The sequence below is a fragment of the Allobosea sp. NPDC055594 genome, from assembly GCF_053618995.1.
Window position 1 is genome coordinate 381,824 of the sequence record NZ_JBSHIO010000002.1, and the last position, 25,357, is coordinate 407,180.

Genomic DNA, 25,357 nt, shown 5'->3' on the forward strand with positions numbered 1-25,357 from the left:
GTTGTAGGCGGTCAGGTTTCGTCATCATTGCGAACACAAGCCAAGCAATCCATGAGGTCTCGCGCAATCCCTCCTGATTGCTTCGTCGGCAGAGCTTCCTCGCAATGACGACATGACGAAGCGTGCAGCATCAAGATCACAGGAACATCGTCGAGAAGGACGGCACATAGGCGATGATCAGCAGACCGGCGACCAGCGCCAGCAGATAGGGCCAGATCGCGCCCATCGCCTCGTCCGGCTGCACATTGCCGATCTTGCAGGCGATGTAGAAACCGATACCGATCGGCGGGGTCATCAGGCCGATATTCATCGCTGTGACCACCACCATCGAATAGTGCACGTCGTTGATGCCGAGATTCTTGGCGATCGGGAACATCAGCGGCGCCATCAAGACGATCGCCGGCAGGCCCTCGAGCACGCAGCCGAGGATCATGAAGACGACGATGGTGACGGCCATGAAGGTCACCCAGCCGCCGGGCAGTCCGGTCATCAGCGTCGCGAGATCGCGGGCGAAGCCGGTCTGGGTCAGAGCCCAGGCCATGGCCGATGCGGTGCCGAGGATCATCAGGATCGCGCCGGAGAGCGCTGCGGTCTCGACCAGCATGCCGTAGAATTTACGCCAGCCGATGCCGCCATAGAGCACGACGCCGACGATCAGCGCATAGAGAACGGCGATGGTCGAGACCTCGGTCGCGGTGGCGACGCCGCCGCCGACCGCACCACGGATCAGGAAGGGCAGGACCAGAGCGGGTGTCGCGATCAGCGCCGTCTTGCCGATCACGGCGAGCGGCGCCCGGCGCACGCCTTGCAGCACCTCGCCGCGCGCCTTCCAGCGCGCCAGGATGGCGAGCACCAGCAGGAGCACGGTGGCGACGACGAGGCCGTTGGTGAAGAGGCCGGCGATCGAAACGCCGGCGACCGAGCCGAGCACGATCAGCACGATCGAGGGCGGCACCGTCTCGGCCATGGCGGCGCCGGTCGAGAGCAGCGCGATCAGCTCCTTGGGCTGGTAGCCACGGCGCTTCATCTCCGGGAACAGCGCCGGGGCGACCGTCGCCATGTCCGAGACCTTCGAGCCGGAAATGCCCGAGACCAGAAAGAGCGAACCGAGCAGCACATAGGACATGCCGGCGCGGATATGACCGAGCAGCGAGGCGAGGAAATCGACGATCGCCTTGCCCATGCCGGTGGCGTCGAGAACGCAGCCGAGCAGCACGAAGATCGGCACCGAGAGCAGGATCAGGCTCGACATGCCCTCGTCCATCCGGCCGATCATCACGAAGATCGGCACGGAGGTGCTGAAGGCGAGGAAGCAGAGCGCGCCCATGCCGAAGCAGAAGGCGATCGGGATGCCGGCGACCAGGCAGAAGCCGACGACGCCGATCAGGAAGATCAGGATGTTGAGATAGCCGAGCGTCTTGAAGACCGGCGTCATCAGATAGCAGATGACGGCGACTGCGGCGATCAGCAGCCCCGCCATGACGAGGTCACGGAAGCTGCAGACCCGCACGGCATAGCTCAGCACCAGCGCCAGCATGGCGATGATGCCGAAGGCGATGGCCGAGACGCGCCAGCTCGCCGGAATATTGAGCGCGGCGGTGGTGACGTAGGATTCCTCGATGACATAGTCGATCGCCGGCCAGGTCATCACCAGCAGGAAGGTCGCGACCACGAGCAGGCCGAAGGCGTGGACCGGGCCGCGCCATTTCTCGGGCAGCATGCCGACGAACAGCGTCAGGCGCAGGTGCTCGTTGCGGTCGATGGCGATGGCGGCGCCGAGCATGGCGAGCCAGAGGAAGGAGATCGAGGCGGCCTCGTCGATCCAGACGACCGGGATCGACAGCACATAGCGCGAGGTGACGCCACCGAGCAGCAGGGTGATGATGATGACGAGCAGAGCCGCAGCGACCATCTCGAGCGGCCGCACCAGCGGCGAGCCGGTGCGCGCCGGCTCGTGATCGAGACTGTCCAGGACGGCGTCGGCGCCGTCTCTCGTGCTGGCATCGGCCATCAGGCCGCCCTCCCCATTCCGCCCGATCTGCCGAATCTAGCGCCGGCTTCAGGTCCATATCGTGGCCTTTTTGGACCACTGCTTCTGGCTGGACCATACACAGATCGAGGGTCGTTGCAATCGCAACCATGTCGAACTACAGATTTAGGAGTAAATCGAAGGTCCGTATAATGGACCCGTGAGTGCGAGGAAATGCGAGCAGGAGCCATGCCGACGCCAGATTTGCAGGGATCGCAAAGCGTCGACCGCGCCTTGCGCCTGCTCTCGCTCGTCGGTCGCGAGAGCGCAGCCGGCCTGCCATTGAGCGAGATCGTCATCGAGACCGGGCTGAGCAAGCCGACGGTGCGGCGCCTGCTGCTGGCGCTGATGCGCGCCGGGCTGGTCGAGCAGGCGGATGCGACCAGGCGCTATCATCTCGGCGAGGAAGCCTTCGTGCTCGGCCTGCTCTCCGGTAGCCGGCACGGCCTGCTCGATCTCGCCATGGCGAGCCTACGGCGGCTCTCCGACACGACCCAGGACACCAGCTTCTTCTCGGTCAGGCGTGACCGCTTCGCGGTCTGCCTGCACCGCGAGGAAGGCACCTGGCCGGTGCGCACCCATGCGCTGCAGGCCGGCGACCAGCACCCGCTCGGCATCGGCGCCGGCTCGCTCGCCATGCTGGCGGCCCTTGGCGACGACGAGGTCGAGGCGACGATCGAGGCCAATCGCTCCATCCTGGCGGAGAGCTATCCAAGCTATACGCCGGCGAGCCTCCGCACCGACGTCGCGCAGGCCCGCGCGCAGGGCTTCTCTCTCAATCCCGGCCGCATCGTCGCCAGCTCCTGGGGCATCGGCGTCGCCGTGCGCTTCCCGGACCGGCGCGTCGCCGGCGCGCTCAGCATCGCGGCGATCGACGCGCGCATGCGGCCGCAGCGACAGGAAGAGCTCGCCGTGCAGTTACGGCACGAGGCCAAGCAGGTCGAGCAGCGCCTCGCTGCGATGCTGGGCCGGAACCAATTCCTGCGCGTGCCGCCAGAGGCGCCGGCACGCGCCCCGAAACAGCCAGCGGAGACGAATTGATGACGACTTCCGGAGAGGCATCCGGCCCGCTCGGCGGGCTGAAGCCCGTCTCGACGCGGGTGATGAACCTCGCGCATTTCCTGACGCGCAATGGCAAGCGCTTCGCCGACAGGCCGGGCCTGATCTGGGGTGAGCGGCAATGGAGCTGGGGCCGGATCGACGCCGCCGTGCATGCGCTCTGCGCGGCGCTATCCGCCCGCGGCATCGGCAAGGGCGACCGCATCCTCGTGCATTCGAAGAACTGCGACGAGATGTTTTTCTCGATGTTCGCGGCCTTCCGGCTCGGCGCGGTCTGGGTGCCGACCAATTTCCGGCTGATGCCCGACGAGGTCGCCTATCTCGCGACCTCCTCCGGTGCCAAGGGCTTCCTCTGCCATGGCGACTTCCCGGAGCATGCCGCGACCGTCGCCAAGGAAAGCAAGGCGCTGCAGTTCACCTGGCGGATCGGAGCCGGCGATTTCGGCGAGACGACGGTCGGCGAGGCGATCGCGGGGCATGAGGGCGCGCACGTCGCCGACGCCATGGTCGGGCGCGACGATCCCTGCTGGTTCTTCTTCACCTCCGGCACCACCGGGCGCTCCAAGGCGGCGGTGCTGACCCATGGCCAGATGGGCTTCGTGATCACCAACCATCTCGCCGACCTCGTGCCGGGCTCGACCGAGGCGGACGCCTCGCTCGTCGTCGCGCCGCTCTCGCATGGCGCCGGCGTGCACCAGCTCGTGCTCTCGGCACGCGGCGCGCCGAGCATCCTGCTGCCGACCGAGCGCTTCGATATCGACGAGGCCTTCCGGCTGATCGCGACGCACCGGGTGACCAATATCTTCACGGTGCCGACGATCCTGAAGATGCTGGTCGAGCATCCGGCCGTCGACCAGCATGATCACTCCTCGCTGCGCCATGTCATCTATGCCGGCGCGCCGATGTATCGCGAGGACCAGAAGACGGCGCTGAAGAAGCTCGGCAAGGTACTGGTGCAGTATTTCGGGCTCGGCGAGGTCACCGGCAATATCACCGTGCTGCCGCCCTATCTGCACGAGGCCGAGGACGGGCCGCAGGCCCGGATCGGCAGCTGCGGCGTCGAGCGCACCGGCATCCAGGTCCAGATCCAGAACGACGAGGGCAAAGAGCTTTCGCCGTTCGAGACCGGCGAGATCTGCGTGATCGGCCCGGCGGTCTTCGCCGGCTATTACGAGAACCCCGAGGCCAATGCGAAGTCGTTCCGCGACGGCTGGTTCCGCACCGGCGATCTCGGCCATATGGACGAAGAGGGCTTCGTCTACATCACCGGCCGGGCCTCGGACATGTATATCTCCGGCGGCTCGAACATCTATCCGCGCGAGATCGAGGAGAAGATCCTGACCCACCCCGCGATCGCGGAAGCCGCCGTGCTCGGCGTGCCCGATGCGGTCTGGGGCGAGATCGGCATCGCCGTCTGCGTTGCCCGCGGCGAGCGCCCGAGCGAGGCGGAGCTCGCCGAATATCTCGGCGAGAAGATCCCGCGCTACAAGATGCCGAAGCGCTTCTTCTTCTTCGAGGAACTGCCGAAATCCGGCTATGGCAAGGTGCCGAAACGCCTCGTCCGCGACGAGCTGGAGAAGCGCGGCCTGCTCGATTTCGTGCGCGCGCCGGGCTCCGGCACATGAGGACGATCCCCCAGCCGGGACCGGCTAATCCTGAGCGCGTGCAATGGGCGCAGGCACGCGGGCAGCGACTGACCCTTGAGCTAAAGCCCGGCCAGCTGCTGCTCGATGCGATCAGCGAGGCCTTCGCGGCGCAGGGTTTCGACAGCGGCGTGCTGCGTCTGCCGGCCAGGCTGGCACTCTCACCCTTCGCCTATGTGATGCCGGCCCTGTCGCAGACATCCGAGCACGCCGCCTTCTATAGCGAGACCTTCCGGCCGGAAGGCGTGGCGCGGATCGAGACGGGAGCGCTGACCTTCGGCACGCGCGACGGCGCGCCCTTCTTCCACGGCCATGCGCTCTGGCGCGAGGCCGACGGGCGCCGCAATGGCGGGCACATCCTGCCCGACCAGAGCTTTCTCGCCGAGCCGGTCACGGTCGAGGCGGTCGGGATCGACGGTGCGGGCTTCGTCGCCCGGCCTGACCCCGAGACCAATTTCAAGCTGTTCATGCCGGCGCCGCAGCCGGGCTTCGTCCCCTCCCCGCAGGACCGCTTCTTCGTCTTGCGCCTGTGTCCGAACCAGGATGTCTTCGCGGCGCTGGAAGGCTTCTGCTCCGAACGCGGCATCGCCCGCGCCAGGATCCATGGCGGCGTCGGCTCGACGATCGGCGCGCGCTTCATCGACGGCGGCGCGACCGAGCCCTTCGCCACCGAGATCGCGATCACCGCCGGTAGCGTCGCGCCGGGCCGAGATGGCAGGCCGGAAGCCGGGATCGCCATCGCGCTCGTCGACTATACCGGCGGCATGGCGCAAGGATCGCTCAGGCGCGGCGACAACCCGGTGCTGATGACGCTGGAGCTGGTGCTCGAAGCCGAATGAGAGGGGGCGCGGTTCGCGCCCCCTGCCCTTTCAGAACCTGACCTCGAAACGACCCTTGAGCGCATGGTCGCGGGTACGCTCGCCGATCGCCGCGGAATAGGCGAGACCGACAGTCGTCGCCTTGCTGACGCGCCAGTCGAGCCCGGCCTCGGCGACCAGCGCATTGCGGTCGATCTGGGTCGCGAACACCCGGGCCGGCGTGGTGCCGGCGACGAAGCCGGTCGTCGCCTGCGGCGTGAGCTCGCCGAAGCCATAGCGCCAGCCAAGCAGGCCGCGGGCGAAGAGCGGCATCGCGCCGAGCTGCGCCTCGGCCCGCAGGCCAAGCGTGGTGAAGCCGAGATTCTGCTCGCCCGAGAGCACCTGCAGCGCCGCCGGTCCGCCCCGCTCAAAGGACGAACTGCTCGAGACCCGCAGCAGTGCCAATTGTGCGAAGGGCTCGATGGCGAAACGCTCGAAGCGGAAGGCATAGCCGAGCTCGGCGAAGGCCTGGAGCAGATCCGTGTCGCGTTCCGAGCGCAGCGTGTCGCCGAAGCCGCGAATCCGGACCTGACGGGTCAGGCTGGTCTCGCCGAAGGAATAGCCGAGGCCGCCATCGAGCCGCCAGCCGCCGAAGCGCGCACCGGCATAGATCAGGGCATGACCGCTTTCGAGCCGGCCGGAGGAGAGCCTGGCGTCGACATCGAAATCCGAGCGGGTGTAGCCGCCGGCGACGCCGACCCGCAGCGAGCTCGCTCCGCTGTCATAGAGCTTCATGTCGGCACCGAGAATGGCGCCGCCGGTCCGGCGCGACAGGCTCGCCGCATTGCCGTCCGCATCCGTATTGGCATGCGCGCCCACCGCCTCGCCCCAGATGGTGAAGCGGTCGTCGAAGCGCGGCGCCGGCATCAGCACCGGGGCCTTGGCCGTGGGCAGATCGGCGGAGAACCCGGCCGAGACCGACTCGCCGGGCAGCGTCAGCAGCGAGCCGCGCAGGCGCCCCAGCACCGCCTCGCGCACCAGCCGGCTCTCGCCGATCGCGACCGAGACGCCCTGGGCATGAGCCTCGCCCGAAAGCAGGTCGAAGCCGGCCCGTGCCTCGGCCGCGGTCGCCGAGATCAGGTTGTCATAGATCGGATTGCCGACTCCCAGACGCTCTGTCGCGTTCGCAATGAAGCCCTGGTTGCGCGTCGCCGCGATATAGGGCCGGCCCGAGCCTTCCGGCCCGAAGCTCTGCTCGTTGCGGACCAGCGTCAGGGTGACGTTCTGCGCGCCATAGCTCAGCGTCGGCGTCAGGAAGGCGAGGTTCGAGGTGACGCCGGAGAACTGGCCGGTGACACCGCCGCCGGCGGTCAGGATCGTATAGCGCGTCGCCGCCGCGTAGTTACCGTTCTCGGCCAGGACCTGGACCGTGCCGCCGGAGAGCGTCGCCATGCCGAGCACGTCGATCCTGTCGCCCTGACCGGCCGCGTTGACCTCGACCTGATAGATCGAGCCGGCGGCAAAGGAGATGTTGCCGTTGACGGTCAGCGTGCCGATCGAGTTGCCCGGCGCGATGGTGGAACCCGCGCTGGCGACGATGCCGCCGACGGTGCCCGAACCGCCGAGCGATCCGCCATTGACCGTCACCGTGCTCGCGAGCGCGCCGTTGACCACAAGCTTGCCGGCATTGACCGTGGTCGCGCCGGTATAGCTGTTGACCCCGGTCAGCGTGAAGGTACCCGCGCCGTTCTTGACGAGACTGCCGGTCCCGCCGATCGAGCCGGAGAAGCTGGTCGAGGCGCCGTTCGCCCCGGTCGTCAAGGTTCCCGTGCCGAGATCGATCGCGCCTGCGCCGGCGAGCGAGCCGATGGTCTGGTTGAACCCGCCGAGACCGAGCATTGCGCCGCCAGCAATTGTGAAGGCGGAAGTCGAGGAGAAGGCGCCGGCGTTGCCCGCCCGCAGCATGCCTTCGGCAACCGTCGTCGCGCCGGAATAGCTGCTCACCCCGGCGAGCGTGAAGGTCCCCCCTCCGGTCTTGGTCAGGCCTCCGGTTCCGCCGATCGTCCCGGAAAAGGTGGTCGAGCCGCCATTGGCCCCGGTCGTCAAGGTTCCGGCGCCCAGCGTGATCGTGCCTGCGCCGGCGAGCGAGCCGATGGTCTGGTTCAAGCCGGCGAGGTCGAGCGTCGCGCCGCTCTGCACCGTGAAGGTCGAGGCCGAGGAGAAGGCGCCGGCGCTGCCGGCCCGCAAGGTCCCACCGGCAACCGTCGTCGCGCCAGTATAGCTGTTCGCCCCAGTGAGCAGCAGCGTGCCGGCTCCCAACTTCGACAGCGAGCCCGGGCCCGTGAGGGACTGCGCCACCGTGAAGGTGTTGCCGGCTGCGGCGATGTCGAAACCGCCGCCATTCGCCCCGAAATTTAGGCTGCGCGCCAGCTGCGTGAGCATCGTGCCGGTCACCTGGAGCACGCCGCCATTCAGGGTCAGCGCGCCCGAGACATCGCCGAGATTGGCCTCGGCCGAGACGCTCACCGTCCCGCCCGCAATCGTGGTGCCGCCAGAATAGGTATTGCTGCCAGAGAGCGTCAGCGTTCCCGCGCCGGTCTTGACCAGGGAGCCGCCGGCCCCGCTGATCACGCCGCTGACCTCGGTCGAAGCGTTGTTGCTGCCGACCGTCAGCTCGTTGCCGCCGAGCACATAGGCACCGGCGCCGGCGATCGAGCCGGCACTGAGCTTGCCGTCGCCATTCGGCCCGGTGCTGCCCGCAAAACTGGTGGTCGCTCCGGCATTGGTCAGCAGCGTGGCGTTGCCGCCCGTGCTGTTGTGCAGGAAGGACAGGGTCGCGTTGTTGGTGATGACCGCGTTGCCGGCCGTGCTGTTGTCGCGGAACTCGGCCAGATTGGTATTGGTAATGGTCGCATTGCCCGCCGTGCTGGCGGTGAAGAAGGCGAGGTAGTGATTGTTGGTGATGGTGGCGTTGGCGGCCGAGCTCGTGCCCAGGAACTCCAGCCGGTTGCCGTTGGTGAAGGTCGCGGTCCCGGCGTTGCTGGTGTCCTGAAACAGCATCACCCCGGTGGCGGTATTGGTGATCTGCGCGTTGCCGGCCGTGCTGGAGAAATAGAAATAGGTATTGGCGTTATTGGTGATCGTCGCATTGCCCGCCGTGCTCGAACCGACGAAGACGAGATCCCTGTTGTTCGTGATCGTCGCATTCCCGGCCGTGGCCGTATCGTAGAATGCCAACTCGACATTGGCGTTGTTGGTGTTCGTGATGAACGCATTCCCAGCGGAGCTCGAACCGCGGAAATCCAACTGCCCCTGATTGATAAAGGTCTGCGTCACGCCTGAATTGTTGACGATGCCGGCACCGGTGAAGGTCAACGCATTCGGGAAAGTGGCCGTATTTGTGATGGTGTAGCTGCTGGCGCCGGCATTGAAAGTGATGCCACCCAGGGAGGTATTGCCGGAATTGGTGATACCCAGAACCGTCGAAGTGTCGAAGAAGCCCGTCCCGCTCGGAACGGTATTCGTGCTCCAATTGGTTCCGGTCGAGAATTCGTTCGTGCCCGGCGCGGCGAGCCAGGTCGCGTCCTGCGCCTGGGCACTGGTCACCGCCCCCAGGCTCAACGCCGTCCCCGTCAGCAGCAGGAACCGCAGCGACGTGCGACGTAGCCGGGAATCCGAGTAACCCAAGGCCATGGCGCTCCTCCTCGGACCCATTTCTTCGACAGCCTCCCGTCTCGACGCAATCCGAAAAGCGATCATGCAGGAACTTGCTCGCCAAGTGTTGCGAATAGCACCCAGGCGGAGGAGGAAGGGGTGCCACGAGCTTGTCCGTCTTGTGAAATCAAAGCCAAACAATCTCCGAATATTCGACCATGATCTACGATAACGACCTGATTTTTCGACGAAAGCCCCTCATTGGAGGTAATCGGGCCGAAATATGCAGCTTCCGATCAGCTGCGGGCGAGCACGACGAGATTTCCTGCCCACGGCATCAACGGCGCGCAGGCAAAGGACCGCAAAATATTCCCGGTCGAACCGGCCCCGAAGATCTGTTAAGCCGCCATTCTATTCTTCGGTGGAGCGAATGGGGTAGCCGAGGCGCCCTCGCTCGCAAGAATGGGTACTCCGGCCTGATCGGAGGCCCGCCGTGACGGTTGGATCGGCGGCAAGCGGCCGGCGCCGGTGCCGCGCCCGCCCGGCGCAAGACTGAGAACGCTTCCGATCGCGCCTCGCCCCGGTCCAAGGGTGGGCCTATTGCATCGGACCGAAAAGTGGATTCCACTTTTCGGAAAACTCCGATGCGGTAACACTGAGATAGATCACCGTGACCGTGTCCGAACGGACGCGCGCTGATCTAGCGCGCATCCTCCCGGATCATCTGCGCGCCCTTCTCGCCGATCATCACGGTCGGCGCGGCTGTGTTGCCGGAGGTGATCGCCGGCATGACCGAGGCGTCGATCACCCGCAGGCCCGCAACGCCGCGCACACGCAGGCGCTGGTCGAGCACCGCCATCGGATCGTCGTCGCGGCCCATCTTGGCCGTCCCCGCCGGATGGAAGATCGTCGTGCCGATGCGGGCGGCTGCCTCGGCCAGCGCCTCCTCCGAGTCATGGCCGGGGCCGGGCAGGTATTCCTGCGGATTGAAGCGGGCGAGCGGTGCCTGCGCGACGATCCGGCGGGCGAGCTTCAGCGCATCGACCGCGACCTGCCGGTCTTCTTCGGTCGCGAGGTAATTCGGCGAGATTGCCGGCGCGGCGTTGGGGTCCGGGCTCTTGAGATGGACGCTGCCGCGGCTGGTCGGGCGCAAATTGCAAACGCTGGCGGTGAAGGCGCCGAACGGGTGCAGACCGTCGCCCCATTTGTCGAGCGAGAGCGGCTGGAAGTGGAATTCGAGATTGGCGGTGGCGTAGCGCGGCGCCGACTTGGCGAAGGCGCCCATCTGGGATGGCGCCATGGTCAGCGGCCCGGTGCGGCGCGCCGCATATTCCAGCGCCATCAGCGGCCGGCGCCAGAGCTTGGCATAGTCGGTGTTGAGGGTGCGCACGCCGTCGACCTTGTAGATCGGCCGCAGCTGCAGGTGATCCTGCAGGTTCTCGCCGACGCCGGGCGCATGCTGCACGGTCTCGATGCCGAGCTCCTGCAGACGCGCGCCATCGCCGATGCCGGAGCGCTCGAGGATGGCGGGAGAGCCGACCGCTCCGGCGCTGAGGATGACCTCGCCCGAGACTTCCGCGAGATAGCGCTCGCCGGCGCGCAGCAGGACCACGCCGGTCGTGCGCCCGTTCTCGACGACGATGCGCTCGACGGTGACGCCGAGTTCGACCCGGAGATTGTCGCGGTTCAGCGCCGGCTCGAGGAAGCCGCGCGCCGCACTCCAGCGCCGGCCGCGTTTCTGGTTGACCTGGAAATAGGAGACGCCCTCATTGTCGCCGGTGTTGAAATCGTCGATGCGGCGGATGCCGGCGGCCTCGCAGGCGTCGCGGACGGCATCGAGAATGTCCCAGCGCACGCGCGGATGCTCGACACGCCATTCGCCGCCGGCACGATGGAAGCGGCCATCGGGGGCGGCATGGTCCTCGTGCTTGAGGAAGAGCGGCAGGACATCGTCCCAACCCCAACCTTCGAGGCCGAGCTGGCGCCAGCCATCATAGTCCGCCGCCTGGCCGCGCATGTAGATCATCGCGTTGATCGCCGAGCAGCCGCCGACAACGCGGCCGCGCGGATAGGCGAGCGAGCGGCCGCCAAGACCGGGCTGCGGCTCGGTCTGGAACAGCCAGTCGGCGCGTGGATTGCCGATGGCGTAGAGATAGCCGACGGGGATGTGAAACCAGACCCAGTCGTCCTTGCCGCCGGCTTCGACGATCAGGACATTCTTGCGGCGGTCGGCGGAGAGCCGATTGGCCAGCACGCAGCCGGCCGAGCCCGCGCCGATGATGACATAGTCGAAGCTGCCGATGCTGGTTTCGCCCGCCATACGCTTTCCGCCCTGGTCCTCACCCTTTCCCAAGGGATAGGGCGAGCCGGCCGCCGCGGCAACGCGTGGCCAGTGCGAAAAGACCTTGCTGCGCATGCGCCTTTGTCTTGGACCGTGCAGCCCCGGCAGCGCCGATAGCAGAGCCGTGACAGGCAACGGGCATGACGCAGGATGCGAGCGACCAGCCGGCCCGCACGCCTCCCCGTCTCGAGCCCTTCCCTACTGCGCCCCGGGTCGCAGCTGCCGCGCCGGACGCGGCCCCCTAGCCTGGAACCACCGGACGCTTCAGGCCCTCGCGGAGCAGGGCGAGCGCCTCGGCAAGGCTGCCCGGCGGGATAAAAATATGGCTGCCGCCCTTCTGGCAGGCCCATTCCAGCCGGCTGGCCTCGAAGATCGGCAGGTAGCGCTTGTTGAAGGTGATCCTCTGCAAGCGCGGCGGACAAGCCTCCAGGCCGAGGGCGAACACCCATGAAGCGGGCTCATGGGTCCGCGAAAAGCTGATATGAGAGCTGTGCCGCCCCCTTGGATGCCCTTCCTGCCAGAGCTTGGTCAGGCCGAAGCGGACCGCCGTGTGGACCACGGCCACAACCTCCTCGGTCAGCTTCCAGCGCAAAGCGAGATAGGAGCGGCCGTGCTGACTGACACTCAGCACCCCTGCTTCCTCGACGAGGCGGATGTCGTTCTTAGCATCGTGAAAGCAACCTGACCGCAGGATTCCGCTCCTTGCCGCTCGCATTTCGCCGCATGGCCTGGCTTTCGGCCATCGGAGACGATGGCCCATCGCCGGGCTGCACGGGTTGACATAGCGCAAAGCTAATTTATATCCAACCGGTCGGTTATTATCAAAGTGAGCCATGGGCCGCCATCGCACCATCGATCGGGAAGCCGTCCTCGACGCAGCCGAAAAGGTTGTGAGCCGGGACGGCGCAGCGCGCCTGACGCTTGAAGCCGTCGCGGCCGAAGCCGGGATCAGCAAGGCGAGCGTGCTCTATGACTACAAGACCAAGCGCGCCCTGATCCGGGCCGTCATCGAGCGGCGTGTCGCCGTCGAGACCGCCTATATCCAGACATTCGTCGATGCGCTCGCAGGCGAGCCGGATGCGCTGATCCGCGGCCGGATCGCCTCCGCTGCCCGGCATCGCTCCGGCCTGGAACGCGCCGTGGCGTTCAACCTGTGCGCCGCACTGGCCCAGGATGCCGAGTTGCGCGAGCCGATCCAGGCGATCAACCGCGACCAAATCGCCGAGATCGCCAGCCAGTCCACCCATCCGCGCGGCGCGATGCTCGCTTTCCTCGCCGCCCAGGGGCTGATGATGATGGAATGGTTCGAGCTGCATAGCTGGTCGGCGGACGAGCGCGAGCGCATCGTCGCGGACCTCGGCTGGCTGGTCGACCAGTCCCCGGCCTTACCGGCGGCCTAGCCAGCGGATCGGCCGCAGCAGACCAGACCTCCGTCCTTCTCCATTTGTACCCCCATCCGGATCCCCGCATGACCCTCCCGATCTCGCATCTTGGCCGCGGCCTCCTGCTCGGCGTGCTGCTGCTGACTGCCGCCTGCTCCGAAGAAAAGAAGCCCGCCCAGGGCGCCGCGGCACAGCGTCCGCCGGTCGCCATCGGCGTCATCACGGCCGAGCGGCAGACCTTGCCGGTGACCAACAACCTGCCGGGCCGGATCGCGCCGACGCGCATCGCCGAAGTGCGCCCGCGCGTCTCCGGCATCGTCGTCGAGCGCGTCTTCCAGCAGGGCAGCATGGTCAAGCAGGGCGACGTGCTCTACCGGATCGACCCGGCGCCGTTCCGTGTGCGGGTCGCCAGCGCCGAAGCGGCGCTGAAGCGGGCCGAGGCGAGCCAGCTTCAGGCCCGCCAGCACTCGGACCGGATCGTCGAGCTGCTCGAACGCAAAGTCGCCAGCACCCAGCAGCAGGAGACGGCGGTCGCGCAGCTGGCCCAGGCCGATGCCGACGTCGCCGCGGCCCGCGCCGGTCTCGACGCAGCGCAGCTCGACCTTGAATACTCGGAAGTCCGGGCGCCGATCAGCGGCCGGATCGGGCGTGCCCTGATCACCGAAGGCGCCCTCGTCGGCACCGGCGCCGCCGATATCCTGGCGACGATCCAGCAGCTCGACCCGGTTTATGCCGACTTCACCCAGTCGGCCGGTGAATTGCTCGCCCTGCGGCAAGCGCTCAAGCTCGGCGCGCTGACCGGGCCCAATCCGGGTGCCGCCAATGTCCAGCTGCTGTTCGACAATGGCGCCACCTACAAGCATCGCGGCCAGTTGCTGTTCTCCGAGGCCACGGTGGATATCACCACCGGACAGGTGACACTACGCGGCCAGTTCCCCAACCCTGAAGGCGATCTGCTGCCTGGCATGTATGTCCGCGTCGTCATCGAGCAGGGCGCGCAGAGCAACGCCATCGCCGTGCCGCTGCAGGCGATCCAGCGAGATGGCAGCGGCCAGGCGCAGCTCTATGTCCTGAAGGCCGACGGCACGCTGGAGCTTCTTCCGGTCAGAACGGGGCGCACGCTCGACAACCGCCAGGTGATCGAGGACGGGCTGAAGCCCGGCGATCAGGTCGTGGTCGAAGGCTTCCAGAAGATCCGCCCCGGCGCCAAGTTCACCGGCATGCCGTGGAAGCCGGCCGCCGCCGACCCTGCCGCCGCCACCGAAAAGCAGGGCTGAACGCGATGCCGAGCTTCTTCATCGACCGCCCGATCTTCGCCTGGGTCGTCGCGATCTTCATCATGCTCGCCGGCGTCATCACGATTCCGATGCTGCCGATCGCGCAGTATCCGAATGTCGCGCCTCCGCAGATCACGATCAGCACCAACTATCCCGGCGCCTCGCCCGAGGACATCTACCAGAGCGTCACGCGGCCGATCGAGGAGGAGCTCAACGGCGTCCCGGGCCTGCTCTATTTCGAGTCGACCTCGGAGGCGAACGGCCGGATCAACCTGACCGTCACCTTCGCGCCAGGGACCAAGATCGGCGAGGCGCAGGTCGAGGTGCAGAACCGGATCAGCCGGGTCGAGCCGCGCCTACCGCAGACCGTGGTGCAGCAGGGCATGCGCGTCGAGCAGGCCGGCACCGGCTTCCTGATGCTGGTGACGCTGACCTCCGCCGACGGCAAGGTCGACGCGATCGGCCTCGGCGACTATCTCAATCGCAACGTGCTCGGCGAGATTCGGCGCATTCCCGGCGTCGGCAGCGCCACGCTCTTCGCGACCCAGCGCTCGATGCGGATCTGGATGGATTCGGAGAAGATGCTCGGGCTCAAGCTGACCTCGGCCGACGTCATCGCCGCCGTGCGGGCTCAAAACGCCCAGGTCGCGGCGGGCCGCATCGGCGCCCAGCCGAACCCGATCAACCAGCAGCTTTCCGCCACCGTGCTGGTCAAGGGGCAGCTGACCTCGCCCGAGCAGTTCGGCTCGATCGTGCTGCGCGCCAATCTCGACGGCTCGTCGGTCCGGCTGCGCGACGTCGCCCGGATCGAGGTCGGCGGCGAATCCTACAACTTCTCGACGCGCCTGAACGGCCAGCCGAGCGCCGCGATCGGCGTGCAGCTCTCGCCGACGGGCAATGCGCTCGCGACCTCGCAGGCGGTACAGGCCAAGATGGAGGAACTCGCGCGCTTCTTCCCGGCCGGCCTGAAATACGACATCCCCTACGACACCTCGCCCTTCGTCGAGGTCTCGATCGAGAAGGTGGTTCACACCTTGCTCGAGGCCATGGCGCTGGTCTTCGTGGTGATGTTCCTGTTCCTGCAGAACTTCCGCTACACGGTGATCCCGACGCTGGTCGTGCCCGTCGCGCTGCTCGGCACCTGTGCGATCATGTTCGCCGCCGGCTTCTCGATCAACGTGCTGACCATGTTCGCGATGGTGCTGGCGATCGGCATCCTGGTCGACGACGCCATCGTCGTGGTCGAGAATGTCGAGCGCATCATGGCCGAGGAAGGGCTTTCGCCGAAGGAGGCGACCCGCAAGGCGATGACGCAGATCACCGGCGCGATCATCGGCATCACCCTGGTGCTGACGGCGGTGTTCGTGCCGATGGCCTTCTTCCCCGGCGCGGTCGGCATCATCTACCAGCAGTTCAGCCTGACCATGGTCGTCTCGATCCTGTTCTCGGGCTTCCTGGCGCTGACCCTGACCCCGGCGCTCTGCGCCACCTTCCTGAAGCCGATCACAAAGGGCCATCACGAGGAGAAGAAGGGCTTCTTCGGCTGGTTCAACCGCAATTTCGACCGGATGTCGCATGGCTATAGCGGCATCGTCTCGGGGATCACGCGCCGCACCGGCCGCTACATGCTGATCTACCTCGCCCTGCTCGCCGGGCTCGGCTGGTCGTTCATGCGGCTGCCCTCCGCCTTCCTGCCGAACGAGGACCAGGGCTATCTGATCGTCGACGTGCAGGCCCCGCCGGAGGCGAGTGCCAACCGGACGCTCGACGTGCTCAAGCAGATCGAGAAGATCGCGCTTGCCGAGCCCGCCGTCTCGCGCATGGTTGGCATCTCCGGCTACAGCTTCGCCGGCGCCGGCGAGAATGCGGCGCTCGCCTTCATCACGCTGAAGGACTGGAGCGAGCGCGGCCCCAGCGATTCCGCTACCGCCATCTCGGCCCGGATGAACGGCAAGATGTTCCAGATCAAGGATGCGCAGACATTCGCACTGTCGCCGCCGCCGATCCAGGGGCTGGGCAATTCGAGCGGCTTCACCTTCCGCCTGCAGGACCGTGCCGGCCTCGGCCAGGAGGCGCTTTCGGCGGCGCGCGCGCAACTGCTCGCCGCGGCGGCGCAGAGCCCGGTTCTCGTCGGCCTTCGCGTCGAGGGGCTCGCCGATGCCGCCCAGGTCAACCTGATCATCGACCGCGAGAAGGCGAACACCTTCGGCGTCGCCTTCGCCGACATCAATGCCACGATCTCGGCCAATCTCGGCTCGTCCTATGTCAACGACTTCCCGAATGCCGGGCGCATGCAGCGGGTCACGGTCCAGGCCGATGAAGGCCAGCGCATGCAGACCGCCGACCTTTTGCGCCTGAACGTCCGCAATGCCCATGGCGGCATGGTGCCGTTCTCCTCCTTCGCCAGCATCGAATGGTCGAAGGGCCCTTCGCAGGTCGTCGGCTATAACGGCTATCCCGCGGTGCGCATCGCCGGCCAGGCCGCGCCAGGCTATTCGTCGGGTGCGGCCATCGCCGAGATGGAAAGGCTGGCGCGCGAACTGCCGCCGGGCTTCGGCTATGAATGGACCGGACAGTCGCTGCAGGAGATCCAGTCGGGCTCGCAGGCGCCGTTGCTGATCGGACTCAGCATCCTGCTGGTCTTCCTGCTGCTGGCGGCGCTCTATGAGAGCTGGTCGATCCCGCTCTCGGTGATGATGGTGGTGCCGCTCGGCGTGATCGGCTCGGTCGCGGCGGTGACGTTGCGCGGCATGCCCAACGACGTCTACTTCCTCGTCGGGCTGATCGCGATCATCGGGCTCTCCGCCAAGAACGCGATCCTGATCATCGAGTTCGCCAAGGACCTGCATGCCGAGGGCAAGCCGCTGATGGAAGCGACGATCGAGGCGGCGCATCTGCGCTTCCGGCCGATCCTGATGACCTCGCTCGCCTTCACGCTCGGCGTGGTGCCGCTCGCCATCGCGACGGGCGCCAGCGCCGCGAGCCAGAACGCGATCGGCACCGGCGTGCTCGGCGGCATGATCTCGGCGACGGTGCTCGCGATCTTCTTCGTGCCGGCCTTCTTCGTCTTCATCATGAAGCTGTTCGTGCCCAAGGAGCCCAAGCCGGGGCCGGAGCCGAAGGCGGCGCAGGTCGCGGTGGCGGCAGAGGATTGAGCCGTCCGGGCCCAGCCGTCCCGTCGCGACGACTGGGCTCCCGCAGCTTCCGCTGGGAAAGCCAAGCCGCCTTGCGGCAAGTCAAAGTACCGGTTGCGGCCGCGGGGTAGCAGATTGCGACCGCTATCCCGAGGCCGCCCTTGCAGATCACAACCTTCCTGCTGACTTCCGCGGCGATCCTGCTGACGCCGGGGCCGACCAACACGATCCTCGCCGCCTCCGGGGCGGCGATGGGCCTGCGCGGTGCCAGGGCGCTGCCTTTGGCTGAGGCGCTGGGCTATACGCTCGCCATCGGCTTCTTCCTCTCGGTCGCGAACCTGCTCAGGGACGCGCCGCAGGCCTTGCCGGCAATGAAGGCGATAGCCGCCATCTGGCTTCTGGTTTCAGCCCGCAAGCTCTGGTCTCTTCCCGTCGTCCCTGAGATCCCGGCACGCTCCGGCGCCTTTGCGCGGGTGCTGGTCACCACCCTGCTGAACCCGAAGGCGATGCTGGTCGGGACGATCTCAATCCCGTCCCTGCTGCCGGACGTACCGGCGCTCGGCCTGCTGAGCTTTGTCGCGCTGTCGGCCCTGGCCGGGCTCGGCTGGACCGTTCTCGGCGCGAGCCTGCCAGCACGCCTGCGCCGGCACTCCTACCGGATGGCGGCGATGATCGTCTGCGGCTTCGCCGTCGCGGCCGCCGTCAGCGCAGCCCAGTGAGGAGCTGAACGGGGTCGGCCGAAAGCCGGCGCCGTCCTACCCTGATGGCGCCTATCGCATCGGACCGAAAAGTGGATTCCAGTTTTCGGAAAACTCCGATGCGATAACACTGAGATAGATCACCGTGACCGCGTCCGAACGGACGCGCGGCGATCTAGGCGCCCTTCGCGTCCCGCCTGGCCTGGGCACGCTTTCCGGCCTGCGAGACGCTGCCGACCTTGGCCCGGTTGACGCTGAAGCGGCGCTTGCGGCTCTCGATCGCGATCATGCCGCCGTCGGCGGAGCGGTCGACCGGCTGAGCCTTGGCCTTGCTGCCGGCCTTGAGCGCGAGCGCCCGGCGGGCGGCATCCTTCATCTCCTCATGGGCTGCGATCGCCCGGCGACGCGCCGTCTCCCGGTTGAGCCGCTTGGCGGCCTGGGCCCAGACCTGCTTGCGGCGGGACGGACGCTCGACCTCCCCCGGAAAGCTCCCGCCGCGCGCATCGGCCTTGCCGCGAATGCTGCGGCGCATCTGCCGGACGAAGGTCCGCTCCTTCTCCTGGAGGTCGCGGATGCGCTTGCGCATCTCGGCGAGCGCCTTGTCGTCGGCCTCGACGATGGCCGGGTAATGCGTCCCGGCGACGAAGGCGATCTCGTCCTGCTTGAGCAGGGAATTCTCGGTCTTGATCGACAGCGTCATCGCTTGCGCCTCCATGCTTGTCCGGGAGGTGCAGTATTCGGCGGCGCGCCCGCACTGGCAACCACAAGCGCGTCGCACGGCCTTTCATGGGGAAACGCTGGGCGGCGCCCACGGCCTCGGGCCAAGAGCTCAGCGCGACGAGACGCTCTCGCCCGGTGGTGGCGGCGACGCGTTACACAGCGTCATGCTTGCAAGCCCGAAGGACGGAAGCTCGCAGGGTCTCCGGACCTCAGGCAGCGCGCCCCGGCGCCGCCGCAGGCGGCATGCCGTCCTTGATGACGCCCCTGAGCTGGCCTCTGAGTTCGGGGCTGTCCTTGTGGCCATGCACGGCAATGGCGTGCTGGACAGCGGCCTCCAACAGCTCGTTCTCCGTGTCGGCGCTGATCGCGATCGAGCACTTCATCTCGCTCGGGAATGCACGGCAATCTATGAACTTGCGTCCCATGGCGTCCTCCCCTTCCGGAAGGCCGAGCATTTCTCCGCCGCCTCCTGGCGATGGAAACTGCCCACTCGCAATATAGCTCATCCGGGGGAGCTTGGGAAAAGGCGCGTCGTCGCCGCGCCAGGGCAGCGGAGCCCCGGTTTCCGACAAAAACTGCCGGCTCAGCCACAGGTGGAACGGAGGTGATCAACAGCCTGAGACGGCGAATGGTGCCGCAAGAGGGATTCGAACCCCCGACCCCCTCATTACGAATGAGGTGCTCTACCAGCTGAGCTATTGCGGCGACGGACGGGGCTGTACCAGCCCACCCGGTTCTTGGCAAGCTGCGGGTGAAGCCTTCCCGCCTAAAACGGCACTGAGCAGAGCAAGCGAAACGGAGTAAGCTCTTTGCTGCCATAGCCGCGTGGAGACGCCCGCCCAGCCCCGGGAGCCTGTCATGTCCGAAGCAACGTTGCGGGCCTTGGTTTCGATCGTCCTGTCGAGCGCAGCGGTTCCGAACATCCGCTTTCGGATCGAGGGCTATGATGTCTACGCCGAGCGCTTCACGCGGCTGAAGGCGGCCATCCGAAGGCAGGAGATCGGCTTCGAGATAGACGATGCCTATCTGGCTTCGTCCCAGGCCGACGCAGCCTACAACCCGCGCAAGGACAGCATGATCCTGCATTCATCCATGCTGAAATCGACCGCCATCTCCCAGCGGCACCGCGGCGCCATCATCCATGAGTGCCTGCACGCCATCCTCGACATGGATTATGTCCAGGGCATCTCGCCCTATCAGGAGGAAACCGTCTGCGCGCTGACCTCGAACATCTATGTGCTGCACCATTACGGCAAGCCGCTGTTCAAGCCGAACGGCAACGCCACCCAGCTCACGCGCAAAATCGTCCGCAAGCCGGGCATGGACGTTACTTTCGACGACAGCTTCCAGGCGATGTATGAGCAGGTGGCGACGATCTACGATCAGGCCGATCCGAACTATGGCAGGCGTCCGGGCCTGCACAACGGTCTGCGCCAGCGGCTCTGACCTCCCCTTCCCGGGGCATCCTCAGCCCTTTTTGAGCTTCTCCGTCTCGGCCTTCTCCTGACCGAGCGCGACGATGCCGCGGCGGATTGCCCTCGTGCGGGTGAAGTGCTTGTGCAGCGTCTCGCCGTCGCCATAGCGGATGGCGCGGGTGAGCAGCGCGAGGTCCTCGTTGAAGCGGCCGAGCATCTCCAGCACCGCCTCCTTGTTGGCGAGAAAGACGTCGCGCCACATCGTCGGGTCCGACGCCGCGATGCGGGTGAAGTCGCGGAAGCCGCCGGCCGAGAACTTGATCACCTCCGACTGCGTCACCGCCGCCAGATCCTCGGCGGTGCCGACGATATTGTAGGCGATCAGGTGCGGCAGATGGCTGGTGATGGCGAGGACGAGGTCGTGATGCTGCGAGCCCATCACCTCGACGATCGCCGCCATGCCCTCCCAGAACTGGCGGGTGCGGGCGATCGCCCCTTCATCGGTGCCGGGCGGCGGCGTCAGGATGCACCAGCGGTTGAGGAAGAGGCTGGGGAAACCGGCATCGGGGCCGGAATTCTCGGTACCGGCGACCGGATGGGCCGGGACGAAATGCACGCCCTCGGGCAGATGAGGGCTGACCGCCTCGACGACGGCATGCTTGACGGAGCCGACATCGGACAGGATCGCGCCGGGCTTCAGCACGCCGGCGATCTGCGCCGCCACCGCGCCGCAGGCGCCGACCGGCACGCAGAGCACGACATGATCGGCCTCACGCGCCGCCTCGACGGCGGTTTCGGCGACCTCGTGGCCGAGATCGAGCTCGCGGGCCCGCCGGCGCACATCGGCGTCACGATCGCTCAGCACGATGTGGCGGGCGAGATTGAGCTCCTTTGCCGCATGCGCGATCGAGGAACCGATCAGGCCGATGCCGATGATGGCGAGCCGCCCGAAGAGCGGCTCGTCGCGGCGCGGCGCGAAGCTCTCGGGCGCGCTCACGCGGCCCTGCCCAGGAAGTCGGCGAGCGCCGCCACGACGAGGCGGTTGGCCTCCTCGCTACCGATCGTCATGCGCAGCGCGTCGGGCAGGCCATAGGAGGCAACCGAGCGCAGGATCAGGCCGCGTTCGGACAGGAAGGCATCGGCCTCCTTGGCGGTCTTGCCGGCGAGCTTCGGGAAATGGATCAGGATGAAATTGCCGACCGAGGGCGTGACGGAGAGGCCGAGCTTCTCCAGCTCGGCCGTGACCCAGGCCAGCCATTTGTCGTTATGCGCGATCGCGGCAGCAAGATGCGCCTCGTCGGCGATAGCCGCGACGCCAGCCTCGATCGCGGCGCCGTTGACGTTGAACGGGCCGCGGGTGCGGTTGAGCGCATCGATGACATCGGCCGGCCCGTAGAGCCAGCCGAGGCGCAGATTGGCGAGGCCGTAGATCTTCGAGAAGGTGCGCGTCATCACGACGTTCTCGCTCTCGGCGACGAGTTCGAGGCCGGAGGCATAGTCGTTGCGGCGGACATATTCGGAATAGGCAGCATCGAGCACCAGCAGCACATGCGGCGGCAGGCCCGCATGCAGGCGCTTGACCTCGTCGAAGGGCAGATAGGTGCCGGTCGGGTTGTTGGGGTTGGCGAGGAAGACGATCTTGGTCTTCGGCGTCACCGCCTTCAGGATCGCATCGACATCGGTCCTCAGATCCTTCTCGGGCACGACGACCGGCTTGCCGCCCGCGGCGAGGATGGCGATCTTGTAGACGAGGAAGCCGTGCTCGGTGAAGACGCCCTCGTCACCCTCGCCGAGATAGACCTTGGTGATCAGCTGCAGCAGCTCGTCCGATCCCGTGCCGCAGACGAGGCGGTTCGGATCGAGCCCGTAGCGGCCGGCGATCGCCTCGCGCAGCTTAGTCGCCGAACCGTCGGGATAGAATTCGAGCTTGCCGGCGAGCGCGCCATAGGCGGCGACCGCCTTCGGGCTCGGGCCGAGCGGGGTCTCGTTGGAGGAGAGCTTGTGCAGCTTGACGCCGGCCGGGGCGGACGACTTGCCGGGGACATAGGCCTCGATGTCGAGGACGCCGGGACGCGGAACGGGACGGGAGGGCGTGGTCATGGCGCGGGCTTTCGGTTTCAGGCGTTTGTTCGAACCACCGAAGTCATCCCGGGCGACCGGAGGGAGACCCGGGATCCATGCAGAGACGCTTCAGGCATGGATCCCGGATCGGCGCCGCTATGCGGCTTGACCGGGATGACGAAGAGGGTTCAGCGATGAGGGTTCATTTCAGGAGCGCGTGGACTTGAAGGCGAAGCGGGCGGCATGGCTGCCGATCTCGGCAAGCTCCTTGAGACCGGCCGGCTCGAGCGCGGCACGGATCGCCCCGACCGGGGTCTCACCGGACGCCGCCACGAGCAGCGCCAGATGCGAGCCGTCGGCGGCGCTGGCCGAGACCTCGGCGAGATGCTGGGCGAGGCCGGTGCGCAGCGCCTCCGACCAGCGCTCGACGCGGGCGGCGTAGAGCACGATCTCGCGCATGGCGGCATCCGCCAGGGGCTTGGCTATGCAGTAGACCGGCGTCCCCGCCGGATGGTCCGGACGCTCGATGAAGGGCAGGCGGGCGATGATCTTCGGCTTGTCCTCGCCGATCAGATCGCGCCACCAGACGCCGGCGCTGGCGCCGAGATCCATGCGGAAGATGCCGAGATCGCCGGCCGATTCGGCCACCGCCCGGATCACGGCGCGGGCGTCCTCATGCGGGACGTAAGGCACGGTGAAGCCGAAATGGAAGCGGGCGCTGTCGCGCATCGGCGCGTCGCCGCCGGAGATGTCGGCATGGACCGAGTAATTCGCCTGCACAAAGGTGAAGGTCGCGATGATGATGCGCCAGATGCTCTCGACCGTGTCGAGCGGCAGCAGTCCCTGATGGCGCAGCGCCAGGCGCTTCATCATGTCGGCCTCGCGGCCGGGGCGGAAGGCGGAGCCGGACACCTGCGTCTTCTTGATCGCGATCAGCGTCTCGATGATGGAGGAGCGCTCCATCAGGAGGCCGTGCATGGCAGCGTCGATGCGATCGATCTCGCTGCGCAGATCGGCAAGGGTCGTCGGAGCGGCTTCGGCCATGGGGTTCGACCAACCTCCAGAAGGAACGGCCTCCAGCCCTCGTCCCGAGGAGCCGCGAAGGATGCTCCAGAACGCGCTGGAACCGCCTTCGAGACGCGGACCAATATCCGCTCCTCAGGATGAGGGCTGAGGTTTCACTGGTCTCATATCTGCGCCGGTCCGCCTTGGCAAAGCCGTCAGCGCGCATCCGCGCGTTGACAGGGCACGAGCGGCACGCCATCGGTTAGGTCCGCTATTTCGAACAGGCCGGACGACAAGACAAATCGGAATGCCAAACCGGACGATCCAGGAAGACCAGGCTCTGGCCGATGCGCTGACCGAAGCCAACCGGCCTTCCAGCCTGCTCATGCAATTTGGTCCCGAACGGGCGCTCCAGCTCGATTCCGGCGCAGCGCTCGAGCATTGGCAGATCGCCTATCAGACCTATGGGCAGCTGAATGCGGACCGCTCCAATGCCGTCCTGATCTGCCATGCGCTGACCGGCGACCAGCATGTCGCCAGCCGCAACCCGATCACCGGCAAGGGCGGCTGGTGGACAGCGATGGTCGGCCCCGGCAAGCCGGTCGATACCGACCGCTTCTTCGTGATCTGCGCCAATGTGCTCGGCGGCTGCATGGGCACCACCGGCCCCGCCTCGACCAATCCGGAAACCGGCAAGCCCTGGGGCCTGTCCTTCCCGATGGTGACGATCCGCGACATGGTGCGGGCACAGGCGCATCTCCTCGACTCGCTCGGCATCGACAGCCTGTTCAGCGTCGTCGGCGGCTCGATGGGCGGCATGCAGGTGCTGCAATGGGCGGCGAGCTACCCGCAGCGGGTGTTCTCGGCCGTGCCGCTTGCGACCGCAGCCAAGCATTCGGCCCAGAACATCGCCTTCCACGAGGTCGGACGCCAGGCGGTGATGGCCGATCCCGACTGGCGCGGTGGGCGCTATCTCGACGAGAATACGCGCCCGGCCAAGGGACTGTCGGTGGCGCGAATGGGCGCCCACATCACCTATCTCTCGGAGCCGGCACTGCACCGCAAATTCGGCCGCCGGCTGCAGGAGCGCAGCGCGCCGACCTTCACCTTCGACGCCGATTTTCAGGTTGAAAGTTACCTCCGCCATCAAGGCGTCAGCTTCGTCGAACGCTTCGACGCCAATTCCTATCTCTACGTGACGCGGGCGATGGACTATTTCGACCTCGCCGCCGACCATGACGGCGTGCTCGCCAAGGCTTTCGCCGGCACGAAGACACGCTTCTGCGTCGCGTCCTTCACCTCCGACTGGCTGTTCCCGACCAGCGATTCGCGCGCCATCGTGCATGCGCTGAACGCGGCCGGCGCCTCGGTCTCCTTCGTCGAGCTCGAAAGCGACAAGGGCCACGACGCCTTCCTGCTGGAGGAGCCGAACCTGTTCGCGACGACGCGCGGCTTCATCGGCGCGGCGGCACGGGCGCGGGGGCTATGAGCATGTCGGCGGCGGACAATCACACCAACCGCATCGACCTGCGCCTCGTCGCCGAGATGGTGACGCCCGGCTCGCGCGTGCTCGATGTCGGCTGCGGCGACGGCGAATTGCTGGCACTGCTCGCCGAGACGCGCGGCGTCGACGCCCGCGGCATCGAATTGTCGCGCGAAGGCGTCGCCGGCTGCGTGGCGCGCGGGCTCTCGGTGATCCAAGGCGACGCCGACACCGATCTTGCCGACTATCCCGACGATTCCTTCGACTACGTCATTCTCTCGCAGACCATCCAGGCGACGCGCAATCCGCGGCTGGTGCTGGAGCAGATGCTGCGCATCGGCCGGCGGGCCATCGTCTCCTTCCCGAATTTCGGGCATTGGCGCATGCGCAGCCAGGTCTTCTTCCTCGGCCGCATGCCGGTGACCGAGGCCCTGCCCTATTCCTGGTGGGACACGCCGAACATCCATTTCTGCACGATCCGCGACTTCGTCGTGCTCTGCGACACGATCGGCGCGGTCAAGGAACGGGCGGTCGCGCTCGACGTCGCCGGCGGGAAGGTCGGCGTCAGCGCGCCCTGGTGGTTCTGGAACCTCTTTGGCGCGCAGGCGGTGTTCCTGCTGAAGCGGGGATAGCGCCCGCGCGTCATGCTCGGGCCTGCC

At 67.0% G+C, this 25,357-nt stretch carries 19 protein-coding genes and 1 tRNA gene; 10 read left to right on the forward strand and 10 right to left on the reverse strand.

Annotated features, from left to right (window positions below; genetic code table 11):
- Positions 1-136 precede the first annotated feature (136 nt).
- A complete protein-coding gene (locus ACWGRX_RS05805) occupies positions 137-2,011 on the reverse strand; it encodes a TRAP transporter large permease (protein WP_291635331.1) in 1,875 nt (624 codons plus the stop codon).
- Between the two features lie 207 nt (positions 2,012-2,218).
- On the opposite strand from ACWGRX_RS05805, the gene ACWGRX_RS05810 reads away from it, so the two are divergent.
- The 3 genes from ACWGRX_RS05810 to ACWGRX_RS05820 are packed head-to-tail and all read left to right on the forward strand — an operon-like array spanning position 2,219 to position 5,570.
- The gene (locus ACWGRX_RS05810) at positions 2,219-3,070 is read left to right on the forward strand and encodes an IclR family transcriptional regulator (RefSeq protein WP_452116759.1); all 852 of its coding nucleotides are present in this window, start codon (positions 2,219-2,221) and stop codon (positions 3,068-3,070) included.
- A complete protein-coding gene (locus ACWGRX_RS05815) occupies positions 3,070-4,713 on the forward strand; it encodes an acyl-CoA synthetase (RefSeq protein WP_452116760.1) in 1,644 nt (547 codons plus the stop codon). The genes ACWGRX_RS05810 and ACWGRX_RS05815 overlap by 1 nt, the downstream gene beginning before the upstream one ends.
- Positions 4,710-5,570 carry a PCC domain-containing protein gene (locus tag ACWGRX_RS05820; protein WP_452116761.1) on the forward strand — a complete coding sequence of 287 codons (861 nt, stop codon included), beginning with the start codon at positions 4,710-4,712 and terminating at the stop codon, positions 5,568-5,570. The genes ACWGRX_RS05815 and ACWGRX_RS05820 overlap by 4 nt, the downstream gene beginning before the upstream one ends.
- A 30-nt stretch (positions 5,571-5,600) precedes the next feature.
- Here the strand turns inward: ACWGRX_RS05820 and ACWGRX_RS05825 are convergent, their stop codons facing one another.
- The 3 genes from ACWGRX_RS05825 to ACWGRX_RS05835 all read right to left on the reverse strand — a co-directional run bounded on the left by ACWGRX_RS05825 (position 5,601) and on the right by ACWGRX_RS05835 (position 12,154).
- Positions 5,601-9,221 (reverse strand): autotransporter domain-containing protein, encoded by a 3,621-nt coding sequence (locus tag ACWGRX_RS05825; protein ID WP_452116762.1) that lies wholly within the window; start codon positions 9,219-9,221, stop codon positions 5,601-5,603.
- 661 nt (positions 9,222-9,882) lie between these two features.
- Positions 9,883-11,502: a GMC family oxidoreductase gene (locus ACWGRX_RS05830; RefSeq protein ID WP_452116953.1), complete on the reverse strand. Its 1,620-nt coding sequence runs from the start codon at positions 11,500-11,502 to the stop codon at positions 9,883-9,885.
- Between the two features lie 262 nt (positions 11,503-11,764).
- Positions 11,765-12,154 carry a hypothetical protein gene (locus tag ACWGRX_RS05835; RefSeq protein ID WP_452116763.1) on the reverse strand — a complete coding sequence of 130 codons (390 nt, stop codon included), beginning with the start codon at positions 12,152-12,154 and terminating at the stop codon, positions 11,765-11,767.
- 202 nt (positions 12,155-12,356) lie between these two features.
- On the opposite strand from ACWGRX_RS05835, the gene ACWGRX_RS05840 reads away from it, so the two are divergent.
- The 4 genes from ACWGRX_RS05840 (at position 12,357) to ACWGRX_RS05855 (ending at position 18,035) form a co-directional block, all read left to right on the forward strand.
- A complete protein-coding gene (locus ACWGRX_RS05840) occupies positions 12,357-12,923 on the forward strand; it encodes a TetR/AcrR family transcriptional regulator (protein WP_452116764.1) in 567 nt (188 codons plus the stop codon).
- Between the two features lie 68 nt (positions 12,924-12,991).
- On the forward strand, positions 12,992-14,182 hold the full coding sequence (locus ACWGRX_RS05845; RefSeq protein ID WP_452116765.1) for an efflux RND transporter periplasmic adaptor subunit: 1,191 nt from the start codon (positions 12,992-12,994) through the stop codon (positions 14,180-14,182).
- A gap of 5 nt (positions 14,183-14,187) precedes the next feature.
- Positions 14,188-17,337 carry a multidrug efflux RND transporter permease subunit gene (locus ACWGRX_RS05850; RefSeq protein WP_452116766.1) on the forward strand — a complete coding sequence of 1,050 codons (3,150 nt, stop codon included), beginning with the start codon at positions 14,188-14,190 and terminating at the stop codon, positions 17,335-17,337.
- A 140-nt stretch (positions 17,338-17,477) separates the two neighbouring features.
- Positions 17,478-18,035 carry a LysE family translocator gene (locus ACWGRX_RS05855; protein WP_452116767.1) on the forward strand — a complete coding sequence of 186 codons (558 nt, stop codon included), beginning with the start codon at positions 17,478-17,480 and terminating at the stop codon, positions 18,033-18,035.
- 154 nt (positions 18,036-18,189) lie between these two features.
- Here the strand turns inward: ACWGRX_RS05855 and ACWGRX_RS05860 are convergent, their stop codons facing one another.
- From ACWGRX_RS05860 to ACWGRX_RS05870, 3 genes are all read right to left on the reverse strand, one after another.
- Positions 18,190-18,714, reverse strand: a complete 525-nt coding sequence (locus ACWGRX_RS05860) for a hypothetical protein (protein WP_452116768.1) — start codon at positions 18,712-18,714, stop codon at positions 18,190-18,192.
- Positions 18,715-18,943: 229 nt separating this feature from the next.
- Positions 18,944-19,189: a DUF1059 domain-containing protein gene (locus ACWGRX_RS05865; protein ID WP_452116769.1), complete on the reverse strand. Its 246-nt coding sequence runs from the start codon at positions 19,187-19,189 to the stop codon at positions 18,944-18,946.
- 174 nt (positions 19,190-19,363) lie between these two features.
- A tRNA-Thr gene (locus ACWGRX_RS05870) sits at positions 19,364-19,439 on the reverse strand.
- Between the two features lie 153 nt (positions 19,440-19,592).
- Here ACWGRX_RS05870 and ACWGRX_RS05875 point away from each other — a divergent pair.
- A complete protein-coding gene (locus ACWGRX_RS05875; RefSeq protein WP_452116770.1) occupies positions 19,593-20,180 on the forward strand; it encodes a hypothetical protein in 588 nt (195 codons plus the stop codon).
- Between the two features lie 21 nt (positions 20,181-20,201).
- On the opposite strand, the gene ACWGRX_RS05880 is transcribed toward ACWGRX_RS05875, so the two are convergent.
- The 3 genes from ACWGRX_RS05880 to ACWGRX_RS05890 form a co-directional block, all read right to left on the reverse strand.
- Positions 20,202-21,146, reverse strand: a complete 945-nt coding sequence (locus ACWGRX_RS05880) for a prephenate/arogenate dehydrogenase family protein (protein WP_452116771.1) — start codon at positions 21,144-21,146, stop codon at positions 20,202-20,204.
- Complete coding sequence (locus ACWGRX_RS05885; protein WP_452116772.1) at positions 21,143-22,249, reverse strand: pyridoxal phosphate-dependent aminotransferase; 1,107 nt, start codon at positions 22,247-22,249, stop codon at positions 21,143-21,145. The genes ACWGRX_RS05880 and ACWGRX_RS05885 overlap by 4 nt, the downstream gene beginning before the upstream one ends.
- Positions 22,250-22,417: 168 nt before the next feature.
- Positions 22,418-23,254, reverse strand: coding sequence for a chorismate mutase (locus ACWGRX_RS05890; RefSeq protein WP_291635299.1), 837 nt, complete (start codon positions 23,252-23,254; stop codon positions 22,418-22,420).
- Positions 23,255-23,522: 268 nt separating this feature from the next.
- On the opposite strand from ACWGRX_RS05890, the gene metX reads away from it, so the two are divergent.
- Together metX and metW are read left to right on the forward strand one after the other, a co-directional pair.
- Complete coding sequence (gene metX, locus ACWGRX_RS05895; RefSeq protein ID WP_452116773.1) at positions 23,523-24,704, forward strand: homoserine O-acetyltransferase MetX; 1,182 nt, start codon at positions 23,523-23,525, stop codon at positions 24,702-24,704.
- Positions 24,701-25,330, forward strand: coding sequence for a methionine biosynthesis protein MetW (gene metW, locus ACWGRX_RS05900; protein ID WP_452116774.1), 630 nt, complete (start codon positions 24,701-24,703; stop codon positions 25,328-25,330). Before metX ends, metW begins: the two co-directional genes overlap by 4 nt.
- Positions 25,331-25,357: the final 27 nt, after the last annotated feature.